Origin of the sequence: Bradyrhizobium sp. AC87j1, from assembly GCF_002936975.1 — a bacterium.
GTDB classification, from domain to species: Bacteria; Pseudomonadota; Alphaproteobacteria; order Rhizobiales; family Xanthobacteraceae; genus Bradyrhizobium; species Bradyrhizobium shewense.
Window position 1 is genome coordinate 13,080 of record NZ_PTFE01000075.1, and the last position, 21,147, is coordinate 34,226.

Consider the following 21,147-nt stretch of genomic DNA (forward strand, 5'->3'; position numbering starts at 1 on the left):
GATCGTGGTTCTCCCTGCTCCGCAGGATACCACGTTTTCCCGGGAACAATCTCTGGCGGCCGGCCTGGTCCGTACGCGCGAACGATGACGAGGATCGCGATTGCGTTGGTTCGGCCCCGGGCGCCGCTTCAGTTCATGGCGTTGCCGTGAAGTTTCCATGCCTTTGCGGCTCCCGCAGCAGCGTGCGGGTTGAAAAGCTGGCGGGCCCGGAACTTCCCGAGCCGGCACCACTTTGAATTCAGCAAACGGAAGAATTCGCCATGGCCTCCGAAACGGAACTGAAATTCCGCGTTGCGCCGCGAAAATTGTCGTCAGTGTTGCGGACGGGCGGTTTGAGTGGGCGGCGCGGCGACCAGTCCGAGCAGTCGCTCGTGTCGACCTACTACGATACGACCAAGCACAAGCTCAGGCGCCATGGCCTGACGCTGCGCGTCCGCAAGATCGAGGGGCGCTACGTGCAGACCGTGAAAGCCGGCGGCACGGATGGCGTGAAGCGGGGCGAATGGGAGCACGAGGTTTCCGGTGCACGTCCCGACCTGAACAAGACGGGACACACGCCGCTCCGGGATCTTGCGACGCGAAAGCTTCCTCGCAAGCTGAAGCCGGTCTTCCAGACCGACATTCATCGCCTGGCGCAGGCGCGGCGCGTCCGGAAGAGCCAGATCGAACTAGCGGTCGACCATGGCCGCATCAGCGCCGGCCACCGGTCGCGGCCCGTCGCCGAGTTGGAGCTGGAACTGAAGGCCGGGCATGTCGCGGACCTGTTCCGCCTTGCCCGCGATCTCGAACGCAAAACCGGGGCGGAGCTCGATCTGCGTTCGAAATCCGAGCGCGGCTACCTGCTCGTCGCGGGCGGTGGCGGCGGCGCACAGCACGCCGAGCCGATCGCGCTGGAGGACGGACTCTCACCGCGCGAGGCGTTCCGCGTCATCGCGCATTCGACGTTACGTCAGGTCACCGAGAATGCCGATCCGGTGCGTGAGATGGACGCCGAAGGGGTTCATCAGATGCGGGTCGGCCTGCGGCGTCTGCGTGCGGCCATCTCGCTGTTCGCTGATATCCTTCCGCGGGCGAGCACCGCGCGGATCAAGGCCGAGCTGAAATGGCTCACGAGCGAGCTGGCGCCGGCGCGTGAAATCGACGTATTCCTGAACGAGAGCATCCGGCCGATCACCGAACGGGACGTGCCCCGACGCGGCGCCCGCGCGATCCGCAAGAGGTTCTCCCGGCAACGGGTGGCGGCATTCGAGCGGGCACGCGATGCGGTCATGTCGGCGCCTTACCGCCGCCTGCTGATCGACGTGATCGAGTGGATCGAAGTCGGACGGCCTCACGGCGATGATGACCGTTCGATCGCCGCTTACGCCGCGGAGTTGCTCGACCGGCGCATCAGGAAGGCGCGAAAGGAGGGCAAGCGCCTGCACGATCTGGATCCGATGCGGCGCCACAAGCTGCGGATAAAGATCAAGAAGATCCGCTACGCCGTCGATTTCTTCGAAAGCCTCTACGCTGATCGCGACCGCAAGGAGCTTGCAGCCCTATCCGACCGCCTGAAGCAGATTCAATCCGCGCTCGGATCGCTGAACGACTTCATGGCGCACCGCGAGCTGGCAACGGAGGCGGCGCTGACGGCGCCACCTGCGCACCGCCGCGCCCAGGCTTTCGCATCGGGCGTCGTCGTCGGCCAGGAACGCGAGGCCGCTGACGGCCTGATGAAGGACGCGACGAAGGAGCTGAGCAGGTTGCGCCGGCTGCGCGCGATGCCGAGTGCGCGAACGTAGGGGGGCCGCATGGCAACTGACATCGCTTGGGTCCGCAACTGGCGAAATCAGTTCGGCTCCATCTTGCCCATCACTGACGATGCGGACCGTCGGCCAAAGGGGGCCCGCGAACGGCGACGATCAGCAACGTCGTGCTCGCGCGGGCCCTGAGGTAGCCGACGAAGAAACTTCGGCTGCCCGTATCTCGTCTTTCCGCGCGCTGATCCCGAGACGCCACAATCCGGAATGAGGGGGTCGCGCTGCCGCCATTGGCGCCCGCCTCGTCATCATGTACGCCCATCCAAACCTTCCGGGACGGGACGCCCATGGCCACCACCGACGACGCGGGCACCGCCACCCGCACGCTGATCTTTGCACTGCTCGCGCTCGCCTGCGGCCATATGCTCTCGACCTTGTTGCGCACTATTCCCGCCGTCAGCCTCGACCTCATGGCCGCGGATTTCCACATCGAGCCGCAAGCCCTCGCCAGCCTCACCTCGATCTATCCTTTCGCCTTTGCCGCAGCGCAGATCCCGGTCGGGGCGGCGATGGACCGGTTTGGCGTGCGGCCGGTGTCGCTGAGCCTGCTCGCGGGGACCGTATTCGGCGCGGTGGCGTCGGGCTTTGCCACGGGGGCTGCGAGCTTTGCGGTCGGGCAGTTCATGCTGGGCGTTGCCACGTCCGGCATGCTGATGTGCCCGATGACGCTGGCGGCCAAGCAATTGTCGACGGGCCGCTTCGGGCTGTGGTCGGGCGCGATCCTCTCGATCGGCAATGTCGGCATGCTGCTGTCGTCGAGCCCGCTCGCCTTCGTGGTCGACGCTTACGGCTGGCGCGCCGGGTTCTGGATGTCCGCGGCTGGCGGCGTTGCAGTCGCGCTCGCCGTGTTCGCGCTGGTGCCGCAGCAACCGGCCGAGCACAAGGACGATTCCTCGCCGTTGTCGCAGATGATCGAGGTGCTCAGGCTCGGCCTTTCGCGTCCGTTGCGAGGGCTGATTGCGCTCGCGCTGGTGTCGCTGGCAACCTCGCTGGTGCTGCGCGGCCTTTGGGGCGGACCGTGGCTGATGGACGTCAAGGGCTTGTCGCGGGTCGAGGCCGGCAATCAGCTCGGCGCGTTCACGCTGGCGATGATCGCAGGGCCCCTGTGCATCGGCATGATCGACCGCAGGCTCGGCCGCCGCCGCGCGCTAGTGGCAGGCTCGCATATGGCCGGGGCGCTGTTGCTGGCGCTGATGGCGCTCGGGGCGCCGCATTACCCCGTGTCCGTTTTGTTCGGCGTGCCCGTGATGCCGCCGCAATACGACCTCGTTCTGTTTGTGCTGATCGGCCTTGCGACCTCCGCCCAGCCGCTGCTGTTCGGCATGTCGCGGCAGCTGGTCGACGCGCAGACTACGGGCAAGGCGCTGGCGGCCGTGAACCTCGCCTTCTTCCTCGGCGCGGCGCTGGTGCAGTCGGTGACCGGCGCGGTAGCGGCGCTCGCGGGATTGCCGGCGGTGCTGCTGTTCATGGCAGCGATGCTGGCAATCGGCGTGCTGGTCTTCCTGGCCTATACGCTGCCGCTTCGCGGGACCGGCTGAGCGCCTCGCTCACCCCCATCCTTCCACGCTCTCAGAGCGCCCCCGTGGCCGAGCTCAGTACCTGGCGACGACCGGCCCGCCGAAGCGATAATTGACCCTGAGGGTCGCTTGCTCGACGGTCAGCCGCGAGCTTGACGTCCCCGTCGCGAAAACGCCGCCGAACCCATCGGGAACGGTGAAGGCGACGCTGCGGCGGCCGAAGTCGGTGTAGCGATATTCGCCGGCCAGGCTCCAGTTCGGGGTGAACGCCCACTCGATGCCTCCGCCGACGGTCCAGCCCCAGCGCGTGGTCGAGCCGTTCGTTGCCGTGAACGTTCCCGCCGGAATGCCGATGCCCGGGCCGTTGACGACGGTGGTCCTGGAACCGCCGATCTCGGCAACGGCGGCGCCGCCGGTGACGTAGAACAGCGCCCGGTCCACCGTGACGCCGGCGCGGCCGCGGAAGGTGGCCATCCAGTCGATATGACCGAAATCGACTGTCACCGTCTGCGTCACCGGCGGCGCAAATGTCGGAGCGCCGAAGGTACGCGAAGCGCTGCCGCTGCTGCCGTTCAAGCCGGTGCCGACCGCGTCGGCTTCCACGCCGAGCGCGAACTGCTGGACCTGCCAATTGTATCCGATCTGGCCGCCGCCGATGACACCGCTGTGGCGGCCGTCACCGGGAATGGTGCCCCTCTGTTCGGGAACAATCGTCAGCACGGGTGCGACCGGGGGCGGCACGCCGAAAGCGGGAAACAGCGGTCCGAAATCGCTGTCACCGCTGCCGGGAGTCCAGGCGCCGCCGACATTGGCGCCGACATAGAAGCCGGTCCAGCTGAAGATCTGCGCAGCGACCGGCGCGGGTCTCGCCTTGACCGCCATATCCGCGGCATTTGCCGCCACGACACCGAACAATAAGGCACTTCCGGCAATGGCCGCGATCCGCATCGTCGTCCCCAGCATTTCGGCAAGTATCGGCGTGCCGCGGCGCCAAGAAACACCTTAAGTTAGAAGCGAATCGCAGCCGACGCTGTCACCTGACAGCAACATCCGGACACATTGTGTTCGCGCGACGCGACGCCGCCTGCGGGACCATGCGCGCATGGCAACGCAGCTCCGTCCTTCATGCGTCGAGGCCGCCTTGCACAACGGCGTGCTGCAAGGGATGCTGACAAGCATCGCGCATCAAGGGAATGAACTCATGCCTGTCGACACCAAAGCCGCCACCGACCGCCTCATGCGCTTCCTCGCCGTCGAGGGCGTGACCGGACAGGAGGCGGCGATCGGGCGAGAGCTCATGGCCGCGCTGAAGGACAGCGGCGTACCGGCGAAGGCGATTCGGCTCGACGATGCCAACACCCGCATTCCCGTGCCGACCGAGACCGGCAACCTCATCGTCGACCTGCCCGGCCGAGGCGCGCTGCACAACCAGCCGCGCATCATGTTCATGACCCATATGGACACCGTGCCGCTGTGTGCCGGGGCCAAGCCGAAGAAATCGGGCCGCAGAATCGTCAACTCCGCCAAGACCGCGCTCGGCGGCGACAATCGCTGCGGCTGCGGGGTGCTGGTGACGCTGGCGGCCGAGCTCGAGAAGCACAAGCTCGACCATCCGCCGATCACGCTGTTGTTCTGCGTGCGCGAGGAGAGCGGGCTCTACGGCGCGCGCCACGTCAAGCTGGACGAGCTTGGCTCGCCCGTGATGGCTTTCAACTATGACGGCGGCTCGGCCTCCAACGTCGTCATCGGCGCGGTCGGCGCCGACCGCTGGACCGTCGAGATCATGGGGCGCGCCTCGCATGCCGGCGTCGCGCCGGAGCGCGGCATCTCCTCGACCATGATCATGGCGCTCGCGCTCGCCGAGGTGAAGGCCGGCGGCTGGTTCGGCAAGGTGGTGAAGGGCAAGCGGCAAGGCACCAGCAATGTCGGTCCCGTCACCGGCGGCGAGGGCCGCCCCGCGGGCGATGCCACCAATGTCGTCACCGACTACGTGCATGTCCGCGGCGAAAGCCGCAGCCATGACGGAAAGTTCTTCAAGGAGATCACCAAAGCCTACAAGGCCGCGTTCGAAAAGGCGGCCAAGAAAGTGACGAATGCGCAGGGCAAATCCGGCAAGGTCAAGTTCAAGGCCGAAACCGACTATTATCCGTTCCGCATGAAGGACAGCCAGCCCGTCATCAAGCGCGCGGTCGAGGCCGTCTCCGCGGTCGGCGGCACGCCGAACGTCCGCACCGCCAATGGCGGCCTCGATGCCAACTGGATGGTCCGCCACGGCATTCCGACCGTGACCTTCGGCGCCGGCCAGAACGAGGCGCACACGATCGACGAGTGGATCAATCTCGACGAATACGACCGCGCCTGCGCGCTGGCCGTGCAGCTCGCGACGATGCGGTGAGGCAAGGGCGTAGGATGGGTAGAGCGTAGCGAAACCCATCGTCCAACGTTGAAGATGATGGGTTTCGCTGTGCTCTACCCATCCTACGATAAGAAGAAAGGGAGGCCCAAATGCCGCACATCGCAAATATCGAGACCGGGCTCTACCGGATCCCCCTCCCCGTCACGCTCTCCGACTCCACGCATGGCGAGATCGCGGCGTTCGAGCTGATCACCTGCCGCATCCGCGATGCCGACGGCGCCGAAGGCGTTGGCTACACCTACACGGTCGGGCGCAATGGCGGCGCTGTCGCCGACATCCTCAAGCGCGAGATCCCGGCGCTGATCGAAGGACGCGAGGCCGACGATACCGAGGCGATCTGGCATCACGTCTGGTGGGCGCTGCATTATGGCGGCCGTGGCGGGCCGGTGGTGCTGGCGCTCTCCGCGCTCGACATCGCGCTGTGGGATTTGAAGGCGCGGCGCGCCAAACTGCCGCTGTACCAATTGCTCGGCGGATTCGACGCGCGCGTGCCGTGCTACGCCGGCGGCATCGACCTCGATCTCTCCGTGGAGGCGCTGCTCACGCAGACCGACGGCAATCTCGCCCAGGGCTTTCGCGCCATCAAGATGAAGGTCGGCCGGCCCGATCTCAAATCCGACGTCGCGAAGGTCTCCGCGATGCGCCAGCACCTCGGCGACGGTTTCCCGCTGATGGTGGACGCCAACATGAAATGGACGGTCGAGGAGGCGATCCGCGCCGCCCGGGCCTTCGTTCCCTACGACCTCACCTGGCTCGAGGAGCCGATCATCCCCGACGACGTCGCCGGCCACGCGCGCATCTTGCAAGCGGGCGGCGTGCCGATCGCGGCGGGCGAGAATTTGCGCTCGCTGTGGGAGTTCAAGAGCTACATCGCCAGTGGCGCGGTGTCCTATCCCGAGCCTGACGTCACCAATTGCGGCGGCGTTTCCGCCTTCATGAAGATCGCGCGGCTGGCGGAGGCCTTCAACCTGCCCGTCACCAGCCACGGCGCGCACGACATCACCGTGCACTTGCTCGCGGCCTGCCCGAACCGATCCTATCTGGAGGCGCACGGCTTCGGGCTCGACAAATATATCGAGCACCCGCTGGTGCTCCAGGAGGGCAAGGCGCTGGCTCCGGACCGGACCGGGCACGGCATCAGCTTCGACTGGTCGGGGCTGGCGAAGCTGGCGCCTTAGAGCACGCCGTCAAGCCCGGCCATGACGATGTGGTTGCACGCGAGCTATTCGTTGGACCCGGATGCACAGGCCGAAGATTTCGGTATGGTGGCGGGTCGCAACCATTCGAAAGATGTCCTGCCTTGACACCCGAGCTGCACCAGAAACTGACCGCGTGGCGCCGGCACCTTCACGCGCACCCGGAGCTGTCGCTCCAGGAGAAGGAGACCGCCGCCTTCGTGCAGGACAAGCTCACCGAGCTCGGCATACCCTTCGAGGCGGGCATCGGCGGCCACGGCATCGTCGCGACCTTGACGCGCGGGCATGCGCGCAGCCGCGTCGGCTTGCGCGCCGACATGGATGCACTGCCGATCACCGAAGATACCGGGCTTGCCTACGCCTCCAGGACATCAGGCGTGATGCATGCCTGCGGCCATGACGGACACACCGCCTCGCTGCTCGGCGCCGCTGCGCTGCTGGCCGCCGACAGCAGCTGGAGCGGCACGGTCGATTTCATCTTCCAGCCGGCCGAGGAAGGCTTTGGCGGCTCACGCGCGATGGTCGCGGCCGGGCTGTTCGATCGCTTTCCGATGGAACGCGTATTCGGCTTCCACAATTGGCCAGGCCTTGCCGCCGGCACCATCGCCGTGCATGACGGCGTCGTCATGGCCTCCGGCGGACGCATCACCATCACCATCGAGGGCCATGCCGGCCACGCCGGCATGCCGCATCTGACGCGCGATCCGGTGATGGCGGCGGGCCATCTGATCGTGGCGCTGCAATCGATCGCCTCGCGCAGCGTCGATCCGCTCGACACCGCTGTGCTGTCGCTCTGCACCATCGAAGGCGGCACCGCGCCGAACCAGATCGCCGGACGCGTCACCATCCGCGGCACGCTGCGGTACCACCGCGAGGCGGTCAAGCACGTCATCCTCGACGGCATCGAACGGACCTGCGCCGGCATCGCAACGAGCTTTGGCGTCAAGGTGACGCCCGAGATCGTGATGGGCGTCGGCGTCGTGATCAACACGCCTGATGAGACCGCCCTTGCGCGCATCGCCGCCGAGAAGGTGCAGGCCGAGGTGCGGCGCGACCTCGCGCCCAGCATGGCCGGCGAGGATTTTGCCCACTATCTCCAGCAGCGGCCGGGCGCCTTCGTCTGGATCGGCAACGGCGAATTGCGCGACGGCGCCGAGCTGCACGGCCCGCGCTACGATTTCAACGACGCGATCCTGCCGGTGGCGTCGAGCTGGATGGCGGAAGTCGCCAAGGCGGCGCTGGCGTCGAACTAGTTCACGAGATCTCGCGCGGCAGCTTCCAGTCTCGCCGCGGCGCGAACGTCTCCTCGACGGGCGCGACGTGATATCCGGCAGGGAGAAGCCGGCCGCCCTCCTCGTCTGCGACCGGAACGTCGGTCACGAGGCCCTCGATCAAGGCGGCTTCCCACACCTCCTTCTCGGTCGGAAAGGGATCGCCGATCTGCTTGTTGCCTTCGAACAGCGCGTACATCGGTTCCGGTCCTTGCGTTGGCGGGTTCACCAGCAACGTATCGGCTGCCTGGACGTTCCTCTCCGGCAAAGGCAACGGAGGGCACAGAAACAATGGCGCGCGTTCTGATCGGAACTTCGGGCTGGCATTACGATTCCTGGCGCGGCCCGTTCTTCCCTGAAGGCGTAACGCTGAAGCAGCAGCTGCGCTACTACGCCGGACAGTTCGACACGACAGAGCTGAACGGCGTGTTCTACCGCACGCCGACGCCTGAAGCGGTGAAAGGCTGGCGCGAGCAGACCGGCCGCGATTTCGTGTTCGCCTGGAAGGCGTCGAAATTCATCACGCACTGGAAGCGCCTGTCGGAGCGCTCCGTCAACAGCCTCGAGCTGCTGGAGGACCGCATCTCACGGCTCGGCGGGAAGGCCGGCCCGATCCTGTTCCAGCTGCCGCCGCAATTCCAGGCGGACGCGGACCGCCTCGCCTCCTTCTTCAAGCTGTTGTCGCGGAAACGGCGTTACAGCTTCGAATTCCGGCATCCGAGCTGGTATCAGCCGCGCATCCTCAAAATGCTGGCGGACGAGAACATCTCGCTGTGCCTGTCCGACCATCACGATGCGCCCGCGCCCTGGAAGCGCACTGCGGATTTCGTCTATGTGCGCGGGCACGGGCCGGGCGGGCGCTATCACGGGCACTATACCAGGGCGGCGCTGGCGCACTGGGCGAAGCGCATCAAGTCGTGGAAGCGGCAGGGCTGCGACGTCTATGTCTATTTCGACAATGACCAGAAGAGCGCGGCGCCCGCGGACGCCAAGGCGTTGAAGCAGCTGCTCTAGATGACGCCGCGTTGCCGAAGCGCCGCGATCGCAGCCGCGTCATAGCCGAGCTCGGCAAGAACCAGATCGGTGTGCTCACCGAGCGTCGGCGGGCGGCTCGCGATCTCGCCCGGCGTTTCCGACAGCCGGACGGCGGCACGCGTCACCGGGGCGGGCTTCGGCAGGCAGGGATAATCGACGTCCTGCATGAAGCCGGCGGCGCGGATGTGCGGATGATCCAGTGCCTGTTGCGGTGAGAGGACCGGCCCGGTCGGGATCATGGCCTGGCCCAGCGCATCGACGGCTTCCTGCGTGGTGCGCTCGGCGCACCAGCGCGCCATCCGCTCGCTGATGATGGCGCCGTTGTTGCCGCGGCTGATGTCGTCGGCAAAGCGAGGATCGTTCAGCCACACCTCCTCCTCGCCCATCAGCCTCGCCCAGCGCTTGAACAGCGGATGTCCCGTGACCTGGCACAGCACCCAGCCGTCCCGGGTGCGGTAGATGTCGGCGGGCGCTGCGGTCTGGCCGAGATTGCCCGTCGGCACGCGATTGACGTTGATCACGGCCTGCTCGATCAGCGTCGCATTGGTGAAGGACAGCGCGGTTGCGAGCAGCGCGCCCTCGACGATTTGCCCTCGCCCGGATTTGCCGCGCTCGATCAGCGCGGCGAGCGTGCCGAACGCGCAGTGCAACGCCGTGCCGAAATCGACCCAGTTCACCGCGGCCCGGTACGGCGGATTGCCGGTGCCCGTCATGTAGACCGATCCCGACATCACCTGCCCGACGCCGTCGAAGCCGACGCGGTCGGACCAGGGCCCCGGCCCGCCGAACGCGGTTGCGGTCGTCAGGATGATGTCCGGCTTGATCGCTTTCAAGGACTCGTAGTCGAGCTTCATCGCGCGCAGGGTCTGCGGCGGCAGGTTGGCGACGACGACGTCCGCGGTCGCAACCAGGCGGCGCATCACCTCCTGCCCTTCCGGCTTCATCGGATCGAGCGTGACGCACTTCTTGTTGCGGTTGACCTGAAGGAACAACGCGCCCTCGCCGCCTTCGCCGACCGGCGCGACGAACCGATCCTCGCTGCCCTCGCGCTTCTCCACGCGAATGACCTCAGCGCCGAATTCGGCCAGCAATGTCGCGCAATAGGGCCCTGCGATATAGCGCCCGAAATCGAGCACGCGCACGCCCTCCAGAAATCCTCCCATCGATTCCTTCCCTGCGCCGTTTGCCTGGTGTTTTCGCCAGATTACAGGGACTGGCCGCCACGGCAAGATCGCAGCGCGCATGGGCCTTTGCCGCCGGGCTCGCGGGCCCGGACTTGTCCTCATCCTGAGAGCCCGCCTAAAGGCGGGCGTCTCGAAGGATGGCCGCAGGAACAGCTCTCGAATGCGAATCCCCTGCCCTCAGCCCCACTTCATCTCGCCCTTGGCGACCTTGGAGCCGATATCGAGCGCGACGCCCATGCCGAGATTCGGGAAGCGCGCTTCCATGGCAGCCTTCAGCGCAGCGCTGTCAGCGGCCTTCGCCAGCTCTTCGTCGAATGCGAGCAGATATGTCCTGGTATGCTCGACAGCGGAAAGATCGACGGCGACACCTAATTCCATGTGACCGGGCACGACGAGGGATGGCTTGCGGGCCGCGATCTTGTCGAGGTTGGCGATCCAGGCTGCGCGCTGCTCCTTGGTCGGGGTATCGGCGGTCCAGACATGCACGCCGGAGAAGACCATCACGCCGCCGAACACGGCATTCAAGGACGGAACGAAGAGATAGCGGCGGTTGGCGAGACCTTCGGCGTTGACGATTTCGATCGCCTCGCCGTCAACCGCAAGAGAAGCCCCATCGAACGCTTCCGGCAGAACGACATCGGCGAGCGTCTGCGGACCGTTCTCCTTGAGCTGCGGTCCCCAGACGGCGAGCTTCTTCTCCACATTCGCCTTGATGGCCGCGAGCGTCACGGACGCCGCCAGCACCTTGGCATTCGGGAAAGCCTCGCGCACCGGCTTCAGGCTGAAATAATAGTCGGGATCGGATTGGCTGATGTAGATGGTGGTGAGCTTCTTGCCGCTCGCCTTGATCGCCTCGACGAGCGCGCGTCCGTCCGGATAGGAGAAGCCGCCGTCGATCAGCACCGCCTCGGTCGGACCGGAAAGCAGGACGGGCGCACGGAAAAATCCGTTGGGGCCTGCGGGAAAATGTTTCCAGCTCAGCTTGGCCTCTGCGGCATGGCCGACGTCGGCGGCCGCGAATAGAGCGGCGGCACCCGCGGCAAGGCTGGTCTTCATGATCTGTCTCCTCGACAACATGGCTCTCTCCATTGAACTCTGCAGGGAAAATCGGTTTGGGTGATCAGGCGGCACGGAGTTGTGCGGCCAGCAGATCGAACCGCCCGAACAGCATGCTGCCGTCGAGCAGCCTCCGTCCGGCGCCCTCGCCGACCACCAGAGCCGGCACGCCACCGGCCCCAAATCGCGTCATGTCGGCGCGCGCGGCCGCGATCCGCGTCTGGTAAGCCGCGATCAATGCATCGTCAGGCGCCCGCACGCGCCGTGCCGCATCGGTCAGTTGCGCGCCCTCGAGCACGTCGGCGACGATTTGAAGGCTGGAATTATCGCGGCCATCGACGTAGCGGGCGCGCTGCAAGAGCTTGAGCGCCTCGAGCTCACGGATGGGGTCAGTGAGACCCACGGCGACGACGCCAAGGGTCGCCGCCGCCGAGTCGAACAGGCGGCCGGTATTGCCGAGAATGCCAGTGCGATAGGCCTCACTGAACGGCTGGCCGGTCAACCGCGCGATGCGCTGGTCGTTCTGCCAGGCATAGGCGGCAAAATGCTGGTCCATGGTCCGCGCCGCAGGGCCCGCAAACAGGCCGGTCGGTGCCAGCACCAGGGTGGCATCGCCGTGCGCGGCAAGCTGCTCCAGCACCGGCGATGCGCCGTAGCACCAGCCGCAGAGAGGGTCGAAGAGATAGGTGATTTGCATGATTTCGGGCCGCCAATGTTCGATGCAGAGAAACCTAGCGGCCGATCATTATTTGATAAATATCAGATAATGGTACATATTGTTTGTTATTAGCTAACAATGGCGACGACCGCATGGAAGCGATCAACCTCAACCGCCTCGCTTATTTCGCAGCCGTGGTCGATGCCGGCTCGTTCACACGCGCTGCGGAGCGCCTCGGCATCACCAAGACCGTCGTCAGCCAGCAGGTGGCACGGCTCGAAGCGGAATTGAAAACGGCCTTGCTGCTGCGGACCACCAGGAGGGTCGAGCCGACCGAAGCCGGCCGGTTGCTGCATGCCCGTTGCGTCATGATCCTGCGCACGGCGGAAGATGCCGTGGACGAGCTCGCCCAGACCAATGCCGAGCCGATGGGCATGCTGCGGATCGCCGCGCCGAACGACTATGGCGCAACGATGATCGCGCCGCTGGCGGCGAAGTTTGCGCGAAAATATCCCGCTTGCAGTGTCGAGCTGATCCTGTCGGACACGCGAACGGACCTCCTCGCCAACCAGATCGACCTGTCGATCCGGGTCGGCTGGCTGAACGATTCAAGTCAGCAGGCCAGGCGGATCGGATCGTTTCGACAATTGCTGGTGGCCGCGCCGGACGTGGCCGCGGCGTTCAGAGGCATGACGCCCGATGAGCTTGCGGCTCTGCCGTTCATCGCCAACGGAGCGCTCGACGAGCCGCTGGTCTGGCGCTTCACCAGACGCGATATCGACAGCCGCACGATCCGCATGCGGCAGTCGATCTCGATCAACACGACGCCTGCGGTGCTGGGCGCAGCCCTCGCCGGCGGCGGACTCTGCGTGCTGCCCGACTATTTGGCCGCGGAGCATTTGAAGTCCCGCCGGCTGGTCCATGTCCTGCCATCCTGGAGCTTGCCGGCCGGCGGGATCCATGCCGTGTACCCCGCGGCCCGGTTCCGGCCGCCGAAGATCACGGCGTTCGTGGCCATGCTGGTGCAGGAAGGCCGCACGCTCGCCAGCAAATTTCCGGAATGACACATGCGCGCCCTGTTCACGCCGCCGATCGATCCGGCAGGCCGCCCCGCAGAGCGTCAAGCAGGCGCTGCTCGCGCTCGATCCGGGCGCGGTAGAGCTCGCGTTCGCTCTCGCTTCTGGCACCGGCCAGCAACACGCGATAGTGCCCGATCACCTTCTCGCTGCCGCTGATGAGGAGGTTGCGGACGTCACTCATCGTTCCGCTCCGGTCGTGGCAATCGCCGATGGTGTATTCGGAACGGTGAATGCGGCCGGGAAGGCATCGGCGGCGAGAGCCTCGAGCGCGGTCTGCTCCTCGGCGAGGCGTCGTTCGATAAACTGGCGCTCAATGTCCGACAGCTCAGTCTTGAGCAAACGTCGATAACGAGAGAGGTTGTTGCGGTGCGCGCGGATGCGGGCGAAATCCTGATCGAGCATCGTCGTCACTCCTGACGGTCTTTCACGGTCCTTTTCGAATTAGCAGTGTCGGAAGAAGCATCTTCCGGCGCAAAAAATATTCAGGCTTGTTTTGCTGTCAAGCCCCTCTCTCGCCGCTTCCCGGACGCCGCCGGGAGCCACCGAAAAAATTTTACGCGTCCCTCTTGCAAGGTCCTTGCGGCGCTCTAAGTCGTTTTTCGCCGCGAGAGCGGTGTGCCGGATGCCCCGATCGGGTCCGGCGCGGGCGCCGGGCCGGGTCTTCGGATCTGTTCCGATTCCTGACTGGCGCTCCTTCGTATCCATCTTGCTCTTTGGAGGACTTGGTATGAGGACCACCTTTGACTTCGCGCCGCTGTGGCGCTCCACCATCGGCTTCGACCATCTGGCCGACCTCGTCGACAGCACGCTGCGCCAGGCGGGCGAGGACAATTATCCCCCCTACAACATCGAGCGCTCCGGCGAAGACCAATACCGGATCACGCTGGCCGTGGCGGGCTTTGGCGTCAACGACATCAGCGTAACCGCCGAACAGAACGCGCTCACCATCGAGGGCCGGAAGCCGGACAGCGCCACGCGCGAATATCTCTATCAGGGTATCGCCGCGCGTCCGTTCCGCCGCGTGTTCAATCTCGCGGACTACGTCCAGGTCAAGCAGGCCGCTTTTCAGGACGGTCTCCTGGTCATCGATCTCCTGCGCGAGATTCCGGAAGCCATGAAGCCGCGCCGGATCCAGATCGCGGGTGCTGCGTCACCGCAGATCGAGCAGAAGAAGGCGGCTTAGGCCGGTCGAACGCGTTTGACTGCGACGACCATGGCGGATGGCGACCGGATCGCCATCCGCCGATCGGACCATCCCTTCGAAAGGAGTGTAGAGGGAGACAAGTGATGACCAATGCCAATGCGACCACCGGCGGTCTCGGCGCGCTGTTCCATCCCGCTGCGCATTATGCATCGCCAAGCGCCGTCCTCGACGACGGCAAGCTCTCGACAGCGGAGAAGCGGATCATATTGTCGTCCTGGGCCTCGGACATGTACGCCGTCGAATCCCATCCGGCACTGCGCGAGATTCCCGGCATGGATCAGCCGATCCGGCTCGCGGACATCCTCGCCGCGCTCCGCAAGCTCGATGATGACGACGACCCGCCGCCCGGCGGCGGCGTCCCGATGCGGCTGCGGCGGCCCTGGGCCGCCGCAACGCCGTCATCGAGGACCAGCCAAAGGATCTGAACAAAACCGGCTTGGCTTTCCAGTATCAAACGGACACGAGATATCCGGTTTCCGCTGCGCGTTTGACCGCGTCGATCACTCTGAGGGTCTTCAGCCCCTCGCGCCCGCTCACCACAGGCTTGGCCGTGCCGCGGATAACCCGGCAGAAATTTGCGATCTGCAGGCCGAGCGGGTCTTCCTTCTCGTAGCTCAGCCGCTCGCGCTCGATCGGCGCCCACCAGCTGGCCTTGCTCGGATGATGCCATAGATCGAGCTGGGGAATAGCCAGCGATGCCCTCGTGCCGCCGATGTGATAGCACGTCTCCGGCGTATGGCTGTACGCCGGGTTCTCACCAGCGGTGAATTCCCAGCTCCAAGGCGACTGGATGGTATCGGAGACGTTGACCGTTCCCAGCGCGCCGGAGACGAAGTGCAGGATCATCACCGCTGTCTCTTCAACCGCATTTCCACGCAGTCGATTGGATTGGGCAGCTTGAACAGCCGCGATATCCCCACACAGGTACCGCAGCAGGTCAATATCGTGAATGAGATTCAGGAAAACAGGCCCGGCTCCTTTTTCGCGGCGCCAGCCCACATCGAAATATTCGTCCGGCTTGATCAGCCAGAACATGCCATGGACCGACACGATCTGGTCGAGGCGACCGCTCTCGATCTCCGCCTTGGCGCGTTGGATCATCGGATTGTGGCGGCGATGATGGCCGGTGAGCAGCGGCACCCCCGCCCGTTCGGAGGCTTCGACCAGGGCCTGTGCCGCGACGACGTCATCCGCTAACGGCTTCTCGATGAGAGCCGGGAGGCCCGCAGCGATACAATCCATGCCGTTGGCCACGTGCATCTGATTGGGGGTGGCGACAACCACCCCCTCGGGCCGGTTCTTGGACAGCATGTCCTGCAACGATGGAAACCAGTCCACCTTCAGCGAAACCGCCAACTCGCGTGCCGCCGGCGTCGGATCGACGATCGACGACAGCACCGCCTCCGGCCGCGCGAGAATGTGTTCGATGTGTCGCTTGCCGATGAGACCCGCTCCCATCACTGACAGGCCGACGGGTGCACTCATGCGATACTACCCCTTCTTCTCATCGAGCAGCTTGGCCACACGACGCAAGCCGAGCAGATAACCCTGTGTTCCGAAGCCCGCGATGACCCCATCAGCTCGTTTGGAGACAAACGAGTGGTGGCGGAATTCCTCGCGTTTGTGCACGTTGGAAATATGCACCTCGATCACTATACCCTCGAACGTGTTCAAAGCATCCAGGATGGCGACCGACGTATGGGTGAAGGCCGCGGGATTCATCACGATACCGGCAGCCGTCTCGCGCGCCTCGTGGATCCAGTCGATCAGCTCGTATTCCCTGTTCGATTGGTAAAAGCGCATCTCCAGTGCAAGCTCCCCGGCCAGCGCCCGGCAATCCCGCTCTACGTCCGCAAGCGTCTCGTGACCGTAGATGTGAGGCTGGCGCTTGCCAAGCAAATTGAGATTTGGCCCGTTGAGGACGTAGACAAGACGACTCATGGAAGAACTCCGTTCAGTGATGGGCAAGGATCTCGCCGAGGAACTGCCTGGTGCGGGCGTGCTGTGGATTGCGGAAGAAAGCGTCGGGCGCGCCTTCCTCAATGATGTGCCCTTCGGCCATGAAGATGACACGATCGGCAACCTGGCGGGCAAAGCCCATCTCGTGGGTGACGCAAATCATGGTCATGCCGTCGTTGGCGAGGCCAATCATCGTATCGAGCACCTCCTTGACCATTTCAGGATCGAGAGCCGAGGTCGGTTCGTCAAACAGCATCACCTTCGGCTGCATACATAGCGCACGCGCGATCGCGACACGTTGCTGCTGGCCGCCCGAAAGCTGAGCCGGATATTTCTCGGCCTGGTCACCGATGCGTACCCGCTCCAGATATTTTCGCGCGGTCGCCTCTGCCTCGGCCTTGCCGATGCGGCGTGCGCGAATGGGGGCGAGCATGCAGTTCTGCAACACCGTCATATGCGGAAAAAGGTTGAAGCTCTGAAAAACCATGCCGACGTCCTGACGTACGACATCGATCGCCTTGATGCTGTCGTCCAGCCGATGACCGTTCACCACGATACTGCCCTGCTGGATCGCCTCCAGGCGGTTGATACAGCGGATCAGCGTCGACTTGCCCGAACCGGACGGACCGCAGAGCACGATCTTCTCGCCCTTGCGTACGGTGAGATCGACATCGCGAAGCGCCTGGTATCCGCCATACCACTTCTGCACGCCCTTCATTTCGATCAGGTTCTGGTCCTGCATGCTTGCCTCCGCTGTCGGGCGGCGGCCAACGCGGATCGCGCGTCAGCCGCTCGCAGGGACTACTGAACGGTGAAAGGAACGCCGGGGACCGAGTCCGGGAAGACCGGGACCGGCACCTTCATCCATTTGGCGTAGAAGGCGGCCAGCTTGCCGTTCGACTTGATCTGGTCGATGAACTTGTTGACCGTCTCGTTCCACTCCTTGTCTCCCAGGCGCGTGCATGCACCGTTGTACAGAGCGGAGAAATGAAGCTTCGGTTCGAACCCGAGCTCCGGTTTCGCGGCATTCAAACGTTGCGGGTAAAACAAGTTGGCACCCACGGCCTGGACCTGGCCAGAGAGCAGTGCCTGTATCGTGGCCGCGTCATCGTCGAATCTGCGGATCTCGGTGCCCGACGGGGCGTTGTTGGTGACCTGCGTATCTTGCGTCGAGGAGCGCGGGACACCGATGACATATTTGCCCATATCGGCATTGCTGTTGATCGGCGTTGCCTGGGCCGCGACAAGCGTAATTTCGTTGGCGACATACGGCTTGGAATACTGCACCGCCTTCGCACGCTCTGGCAGCATAGCCATGGTCGCGAACAGGATGTCCACACGGCCCGTGGTCAGTGCCGGGATACGATTGGCCACGGCCAGAGGCGAGAACTCGGCCTTCACGCCAAGGAATTCAGCGAAGGCACGCCCCATGTCGGCGTCGATGCCCTCCTGCTTTCCCGAGCTGTCGACAAAGCCCCAAGGCGCATTATCGCCCTGAATGCCGATGACAACGACACCCTTCTTCTTCACGTCTTCCAACGTAGCGGCCTGCAATTTGCCCGCGGTGGCGACAGCCGCCAGTGCGAGTAGCCCGATGCCGAGCTGGCGGCGAGTGATCGAAAATAGCATTTGGTGTTCTCCTCCTCCTGGTGATGGCTGTGTTTGATTGGGTAGGTGCGCCGTTCCTACCTTTGATTGGCCAGGGCGAGCCTGGCCTCCATCCGGCTGCCCCACCATGAGAGTGGCCAGCAGAGGATGAAATACATCGCGCCAACCACGCCGAAGACCAGCAACGGCTGGTAGGTCTGGTTCGATACGATTTGGCCGGCGCGGGCGAGTTCGATGAAGCCGACAATGGCGGCGAGCGAGGTGCCCTTGATGAGTTGCACGAGATTGCCGATGGTCGCCGGCAGCGAGATGCGGATCGCCTGCGGCAGCACGATGTCGCGCATGCGGGAGGAATAATGCAGGCCGAGCGCCATTGCCGCCTCGGACTGGCCGCGCGGCACGGCCTGTATTGCACCGCGCCAGATCTCGCCGAGAAAGGCGGAAGCGTTGACGGTGAACCCGATTGCGACCGCCACGAACGCTGACAGCTTCAACCCGACGAGCGCCAAGCCGTAATAAACCACGAACAGTTGCAGCAGCAGCGGTGTGCCCTGGAAGATCCCGATATAGATCCGGACCATCCATTCCACGGTCTTGTGACCAGAGGTGCGCAACAGCGCGACGATCAGGCCGGCTGTACAGCCGCCGACGAATGCAACCAGCGTCAGCAGCACCGTCCATTGCAGACCATGCAGCAGGAAGCCGAACTCGGGAAGACCGAAATGCGGTGTCATATTCCGTCCTCCTCAGCGCGTCGGATATGAGAAGAAGCGATGGGAGATGATCGCGAAGCCCGACATCAGCAGCCAGGAGATCGCGAGGTAGAGGACGGTGACGAAGAAATAGACCTCGAAGCTGCGGAATGTGTCGCTTTCGATGCGCTGCGCAACCGATGTCAGTTCATAGGCAGAGACGGCCGAACAGATCGACGAGGTCAGCGTCAGCATGATGAACTGCCCCGTGAGCGACGGGTAGATCGCGCGAAGCGCGGGCTTGAGTACAATGAAGCGGAACACCTGTCCTTTGTGCAAACCGAGCGCGTAGCCCGCCTCAACCTGTCCTTGGTGAACAGACTGCACGCCGCCACGGATGATCTCGATGGCGTACGCGCCTCCATTCACGCCGAGTGCGATAATGGCGGTGGCGGTCGGATTGAGCTTCAATCCGATGAGCGGCAGTGCAAAGAACAGAAAGAAGATCTGCACCAGGAAAGGCGTATTGCGCACGATCTCGACGAAGCCGATCACGATGGCACGTAACCAGGCCGCCTTCGAATCGCGTGCCGCGACGCCGGCGACGCCGATAATCATCGCCAGTGTCATGCCGGCAAGCGCCAGACCCAACGTGCCCACGCACCCCCACAGCAGCGCGGGCATGGCATGCCAAACCACCGAGAAATCGAGCGTATAGCCCATCTTGCGTTTCCTCTCGGGCGTTGTGCGTGCCGCTCGCCCATCGGCCGGGTGTCACCCTCCCAGGGATGCGAAAGTTGAGAAGAAGACGTCTGGATCGGGTGAAATGCCCGTGAACAGGCGGAATGCTTCGGTGCCCTGGAAGATCGCCATGCCGCCGCCGTCGACGGTGCGGCAACCGAGGGCCCGCGCCTCGCGCAGCAGTGCGGTTTCCAGCGGGAAATAGACGATCTCGGCGACCCATAGATCGGGACGCAGCAAGGCCGTCGGCAGCGGCGTGCCCGGATACTTGTCCATGCCGATCGGCGTTGCGTTGACGATTCCGTCTGCGGCCGCCACGGCCGTTGCAACATCCTGGCCGGCCTTTAAGCGCCCTTCTGCAAATCGGGGGGACAATCCGTCCACCACGCTCTGCGCCTTGGCCAGGTCCAAGTCGACAATGATCAACTCCTGCACGCCGAGTTTCATCAGCGCAAAAGCGACTGCCGCGCCCGCGCCGCCCGCGCCGAACTGGACGACGCGGCCGAGCGGGGCGCCTTGCATGTTGCGGCGAAAGTTCTCGGCGAAGCCGAACCAGTCCGTGTTATGGCCGGTCATTCGACCATTATTGATGACCACAGTGTTCACCGCGCCAAGCGCTTCTGCATCCGGCGAGAGCTCGTCCAACAGCGGAAGAATTGCCTGCTTGCACGGATGCGTCACATTCAATCCGCCAAACCCCATCCGCTTCGCGGCGGCGAGCAACTCGGGCAAGGCTTCGACGCCGAGCTTCAACTCGTTCAGGTCTATCTTCTTGTAGAGATAGCGGATGCCAGCGGCATCAGCGGCCGCTTCGTGCATGGGCGGCGTGCGGGACGCAGCAATGCCGCTGCCGATCAGGCCGACGAGGAAGCTGGGTTTGGGTTGAATGCTCGGCATAGCCCGTCAGCGCAATGGAACGGTCAGCGCCGCGATGACCTGAGCCGTGCTCGGTCGAACGCCGCGCCACCAGGCAAAGGCTTCTGCCGCCTGCTCGACCAGCATGCCGACGCCGTCGGCCAGCTTGGCCACGCCTTCGGCGCGGGCCGCGTGCAGAAAGGGAGTGAGCCCCTTGCCATAGGCGAGTTCGTACGCCAGCTCCGCACCGCGGAAGACATTGCCTGGAAGCGGCGGCATTTCACCGCGCAAACTGGCCGACGTCGCGTTGACAACGACGTCGTAGCCCTCCGCGAGATCGGCCAGTTCAGCATAGCCGCTGACGATCAGGGGACCACAGCCGGCAAACTCTTCCGCCAATGCCACGGCTTTCGACAGCGTTCGGTTGACGAGAACCAGCTCCGAGGGCTCCTGGCGCAGGAACGGCAGCATCGCGCCGCGCGCCGCTCCTCCCGCGCCGAGCATCAGGACGCGGCGGCCGGCCATTTTGACGCCGAGATTGAGGGTGATGTCACGGACGAGGCCGATCCCATCGAAATTCTCGGCAATGATCCGATCGCCGACGAACTTCAGGCAGTTTGCGGCGCCAGCTCGCTCGGCGCTCTCCGAAAGCTCGTTTGCGTACTCGAAGGCATCGAGCTTGAACGGGGCGGTGATGTTCAACCCCTTGGCACCCTCGGTCCGGAATTGATCAACGCGTCCGTTGAAGCCATTGAGGGGGCCCTCGATCGCCTCATAGACGAGGTCCTGTCCCGTCGTCTTGGCGAAAGTACTGTGAATGAGGGGTGATTTGCTGAAGCCAATCGGATTGCCTATCACCGCATAACGATCGCTCATG

The 21,147-nt window shown here is 64.5% G+C and carries 24 protein-coding genes; 9 read left to right on the forward strand and 15 right to left on the reverse strand.

Annotated features, from left to right (window positions below; all coding sequences use genetic code 11):
- The first annotated feature begins 260 nt into the window (after nt 1-260).
- Together CV770_RS29810 and CV770_RS29815 are read left to right on the forward strand one after the other, a co-directional pair.
- A complete protein-coding gene (locus CV770_RS29810; RefSeq protein ID WP_104464914.1) occupies nt 261-1,781 on the forward strand; it encodes a CYTH and CHAD domain-containing protein in 1,521 nt (506 codons plus the stop codon).
- Between the two features lie 305 nt (nt 1,782-2,086).
- Nucleotides 2,087-3,337: an MFS transporter gene (locus CV770_RS29815; RefSeq protein ID WP_104464915.1), complete on the forward strand. Its 1,251-nt coding sequence runs from the start codon at nt 2,087-2,089 to the stop codon at nt 3,335-3,337.
- Nucleotides 3,338-3,391: 54 nt separating this feature from the next.
- On the opposite strand, the gene CV770_RS29820 is transcribed toward CV770_RS29815, so the two are convergent.
- On the reverse strand, nt 3,392-4,264 hold the full coding sequence (locus CV770_RS29820) for an outer membrane protein (RefSeq protein ID WP_245453893.1): 873 nt from the start codon (nt 4,262-4,264) through the stop codon (nt 3,392-3,394).
- 253 nt (nt 4,265-4,517) lie between these two features.
- On the opposite strand from CV770_RS29820, the gene CV770_RS29825 reads away from it, so the two are divergent.
- From CV770_RS29825 to CV770_RS29835, 3 genes are all read left to right on the forward strand, one after another.
- Entirely contained in the window at nt 4,518-5,711 is a 1,194-nt protein-coding gene (locus CV770_RS29825; protein WP_104464933.1) for a M20/M25/M40 family metallo-hydrolase, read from the forward strand.
- Nucleotides 5,712-5,821: 110 nt separating this feature from the next.
- Entirely contained in the window at nt 5,822-6,910 is a 1,089-nt protein-coding gene (locus tag CV770_RS29830) for a mandelate racemase/muconate lactonizing enzyme family protein (protein ID WP_104464917.1), read from the forward strand.
- Between the two features lie 122 nt (nt 6,911-7,032).
- Nucleotides 7,033-8,181 (forward strand): amidohydrolase, encoded by a 1,149-nt coding sequence (locus CV770_RS29835; protein WP_104464918.1) that lies wholly within the window; start codon nt 7,033-7,035, stop codon nt 8,179-8,181.
- 1 nt (nt 8,182) lies between these two features.
- Here the strand turns inward: CV770_RS29835 and CV770_RS29840 are convergent, their stop codons facing one another.
- Entirely contained in the window at nt 8,183-8,398 is a 216-nt protein-coding gene (locus CV770_RS29840) for a hypothetical protein (protein ID WP_091964635.1), read from the reverse strand.
- Nucleotides 8,399-8,490: 92 nt separating this feature from the next.
- Here CV770_RS29840 and CV770_RS29845 point away from each other — a divergent pair, with 92 nt between their 5' ends.
- Nucleotides 8,491-9,213, forward strand: coding sequence for a DUF72 domain-containing protein (locus CV770_RS29845; RefSeq protein ID WP_104464919.1), 723 nt, complete (start codon nt 8,491-8,493; stop codon nt 9,211-9,213).
- On the opposite strand, the gene CV770_RS29850 is transcribed toward CV770_RS29845, so the two are convergent.
- The 3 genes from CV770_RS29850 to CV770_RS29860 all read right to left on the reverse strand — a co-directional run bounded on the left by CV770_RS29850 (nt 9,210) and on the right by CV770_RS29860 (nt 12,171).
- Nucleotides 9,210-10,397, reverse strand: coding sequence for a CaiB/BaiF CoA transferase family protein (locus CV770_RS29850; RefSeq protein ID WP_104464920.1), 1,188 nt, complete (start codon nt 10,395-10,397; stop codon nt 9,210-9,212). The two genes, CV770_RS29845 and CV770_RS29850, sit on opposite strands and share 4 nt — an antisense overlap.
- Nucleotides 10,398-10,595: 198 nt before the next feature.
- Nucleotides 10,596-11,495: an MBL fold metallo-hydrolase gene (locus CV770_RS29855; protein ID WP_129590982.1), complete on the reverse strand. Its 900-nt coding sequence runs from the start codon at nt 11,493-11,495 to the stop codon at nt 10,596-10,598.
- Between the two features lie 43 nt (nt 11,496-11,538).
- Nucleotides 11,539-12,171: a DsbA family protein gene (locus CV770_RS29860; RefSeq protein WP_104464921.1), complete on the reverse strand. Its 633-nt coding sequence runs from the start codon at nt 12,169-12,171 to the stop codon at nt 11,539-11,541.
- A gap of 113 nt (nt 12,172-12,284) precedes the next feature.
- On the opposite strand from CV770_RS29860, the gene CV770_RS29865 reads away from it, so the two are divergent.
- Entirely contained in the window at nt 12,285-13,196 is a 912-nt protein-coding gene (locus CV770_RS29865) for a LysR family transcriptional regulator (protein ID WP_091964846.1), read from the forward strand.
- Between the two features lie 16 nt (nt 13,197-13,212).
- Here the strand turns inward: CV770_RS29865 and CV770_RS29870 are convergent, their stop codons facing one another.
- The gene (locus CV770_RS29870) at nt 13,213-13,392 is read right to left on the reverse strand and encodes a hypothetical protein (RefSeq protein WP_028143162.1); all 180 of its coding nucleotides are present in this window, start codon (nt 13,390-13,392) and stop codon (nt 13,213-13,215) included.
- Nucleotides 13,389-13,613 carry a hypothetical protein gene (locus tag CV770_RS29875; RefSeq protein ID WP_049815116.1) on the reverse strand — a complete coding sequence of 75 codons (225 nt, stop codon included), beginning with the start codon at nt 13,611-13,613 and terminating at the stop codon, nt 13,389-13,391. The genes CV770_RS29870 and CV770_RS29875 overlap by 4 nt, the downstream gene beginning before the upstream one ends.
- Nucleotides 13,614-13,938: 325 nt before the next feature.
- On the opposite strand from CV770_RS29875, the gene CV770_RS29880 reads away from it, so the two are divergent.
- Both CV770_RS29880 and CV770_RS29885 read left to right on the forward strand, forming a co-directional pair.
- Nucleotides 13,939-14,394, forward strand: coding sequence for an Hsp20 family protein (locus CV770_RS29880; protein ID WP_018322651.1), 456 nt, complete (start codon nt 13,939-13,941; stop codon nt 14,392-14,394).
- A gap of 104 nt (nt 14,395-14,498) precedes the next feature.
- Nucleotides 14,499-14,840: a hypothetical protein gene (locus CV770_RS29885; protein WP_091964644.1), complete on the forward strand. Its 342-nt coding sequence runs from the start codon at nt 14,499-14,501 to the stop codon at nt 14,838-14,840.
- 25 nt (nt 14,841-14,865) lie between these two features.
- On the opposite strand, the gene CV770_RS29890 is transcribed toward CV770_RS29885, so the two are convergent.
- From CV770_RS29890 to aroE, 8 genes are read right to left on the reverse strand one after another with little or no spacing between them, the layout of a single operon-like run.
- Entirely contained in the window at nt 14,866-15,900 is a 1,035-nt protein-coding gene (locus CV770_RS29890; protein ID WP_104464922.1) for a Gfo/Idh/MocA family protein, read from the reverse strand.
- 6 nt (nt 15,901-15,906) lie between these two features.
- Nucleotides 15,907-16,356: a type II 3-dehydroquinate dehydratase gene (gene aroQ, locus CV770_RS29895; protein WP_091964648.1), complete on the reverse strand. Its 450-nt coding sequence runs from the start codon at nt 16,354-16,356 to the stop codon at nt 15,907-15,909.
- Nucleotides 16,357-16,369: 13 nt separating this feature from the next.
- Nucleotides 16,370-17,116, reverse strand: a complete 747-nt coding sequence (locus CV770_RS29900; RefSeq protein ID WP_091964650.1) for an amino acid ABC transporter ATP-binding protein — start codon at nt 17,114-17,116, stop codon at nt 16,370-16,372.
- 59 nt (nt 17,117-17,175) lie between these two features.
- Nucleotides 17,176-18,003: a transporter substrate-binding domain-containing protein gene (locus CV770_RS29905; protein WP_091964652.1), complete on the reverse strand. Its 828-nt coding sequence runs from the start codon at nt 18,001-18,003 to the stop codon at nt 17,176-17,178.
- A 56-nt stretch (nt 18,004-18,059) separates the two neighbouring features.
- On the reverse strand, nt 18,060-18,716 hold the full coding sequence (locus CV770_RS29910) for an amino acid ABC transporter permease (protein WP_104464923.1): 657 nt from the start codon (nt 18,714-18,716) through the stop codon (nt 18,060-18,062).
- 12 nt (nt 18,717-18,728) lie between these two features.
- Nucleotides 18,729-19,397 (reverse strand): amino acid ABC transporter permease, encoded by a 669-nt coding sequence (locus tag CV770_RS29915; RefSeq protein WP_091964656.1) that lies wholly within the window; start codon nt 19,395-19,397, stop codon nt 18,729-18,731.
- A 51-nt stretch (nt 19,398-19,448) separates the two neighbouring features.
- A complete protein-coding gene (locus CV770_RS29920) occupies nt 19,449-20,312 on the reverse strand; it encodes a shikimate dehydrogenase (protein ID WP_201760103.1) in 864 nt (287 codons plus the stop codon).
- Nucleotides 20,313-20,318: 6 nt separating this feature from the next.
- Nucleotides 20,319-21,146 carry a shikimate dehydrogenase gene (gene aroE / locus CV770_RS29925; RefSeq protein WP_091964657.1) on the reverse strand — a complete coding sequence of 276 codons (828 nt, stop codon included), beginning with the start codon at nt 21,144-21,146 and terminating at the stop codon, nt 20,319-20,321.
- Nucleotide 21,147 lies beyond the last annotated feature (1 nt).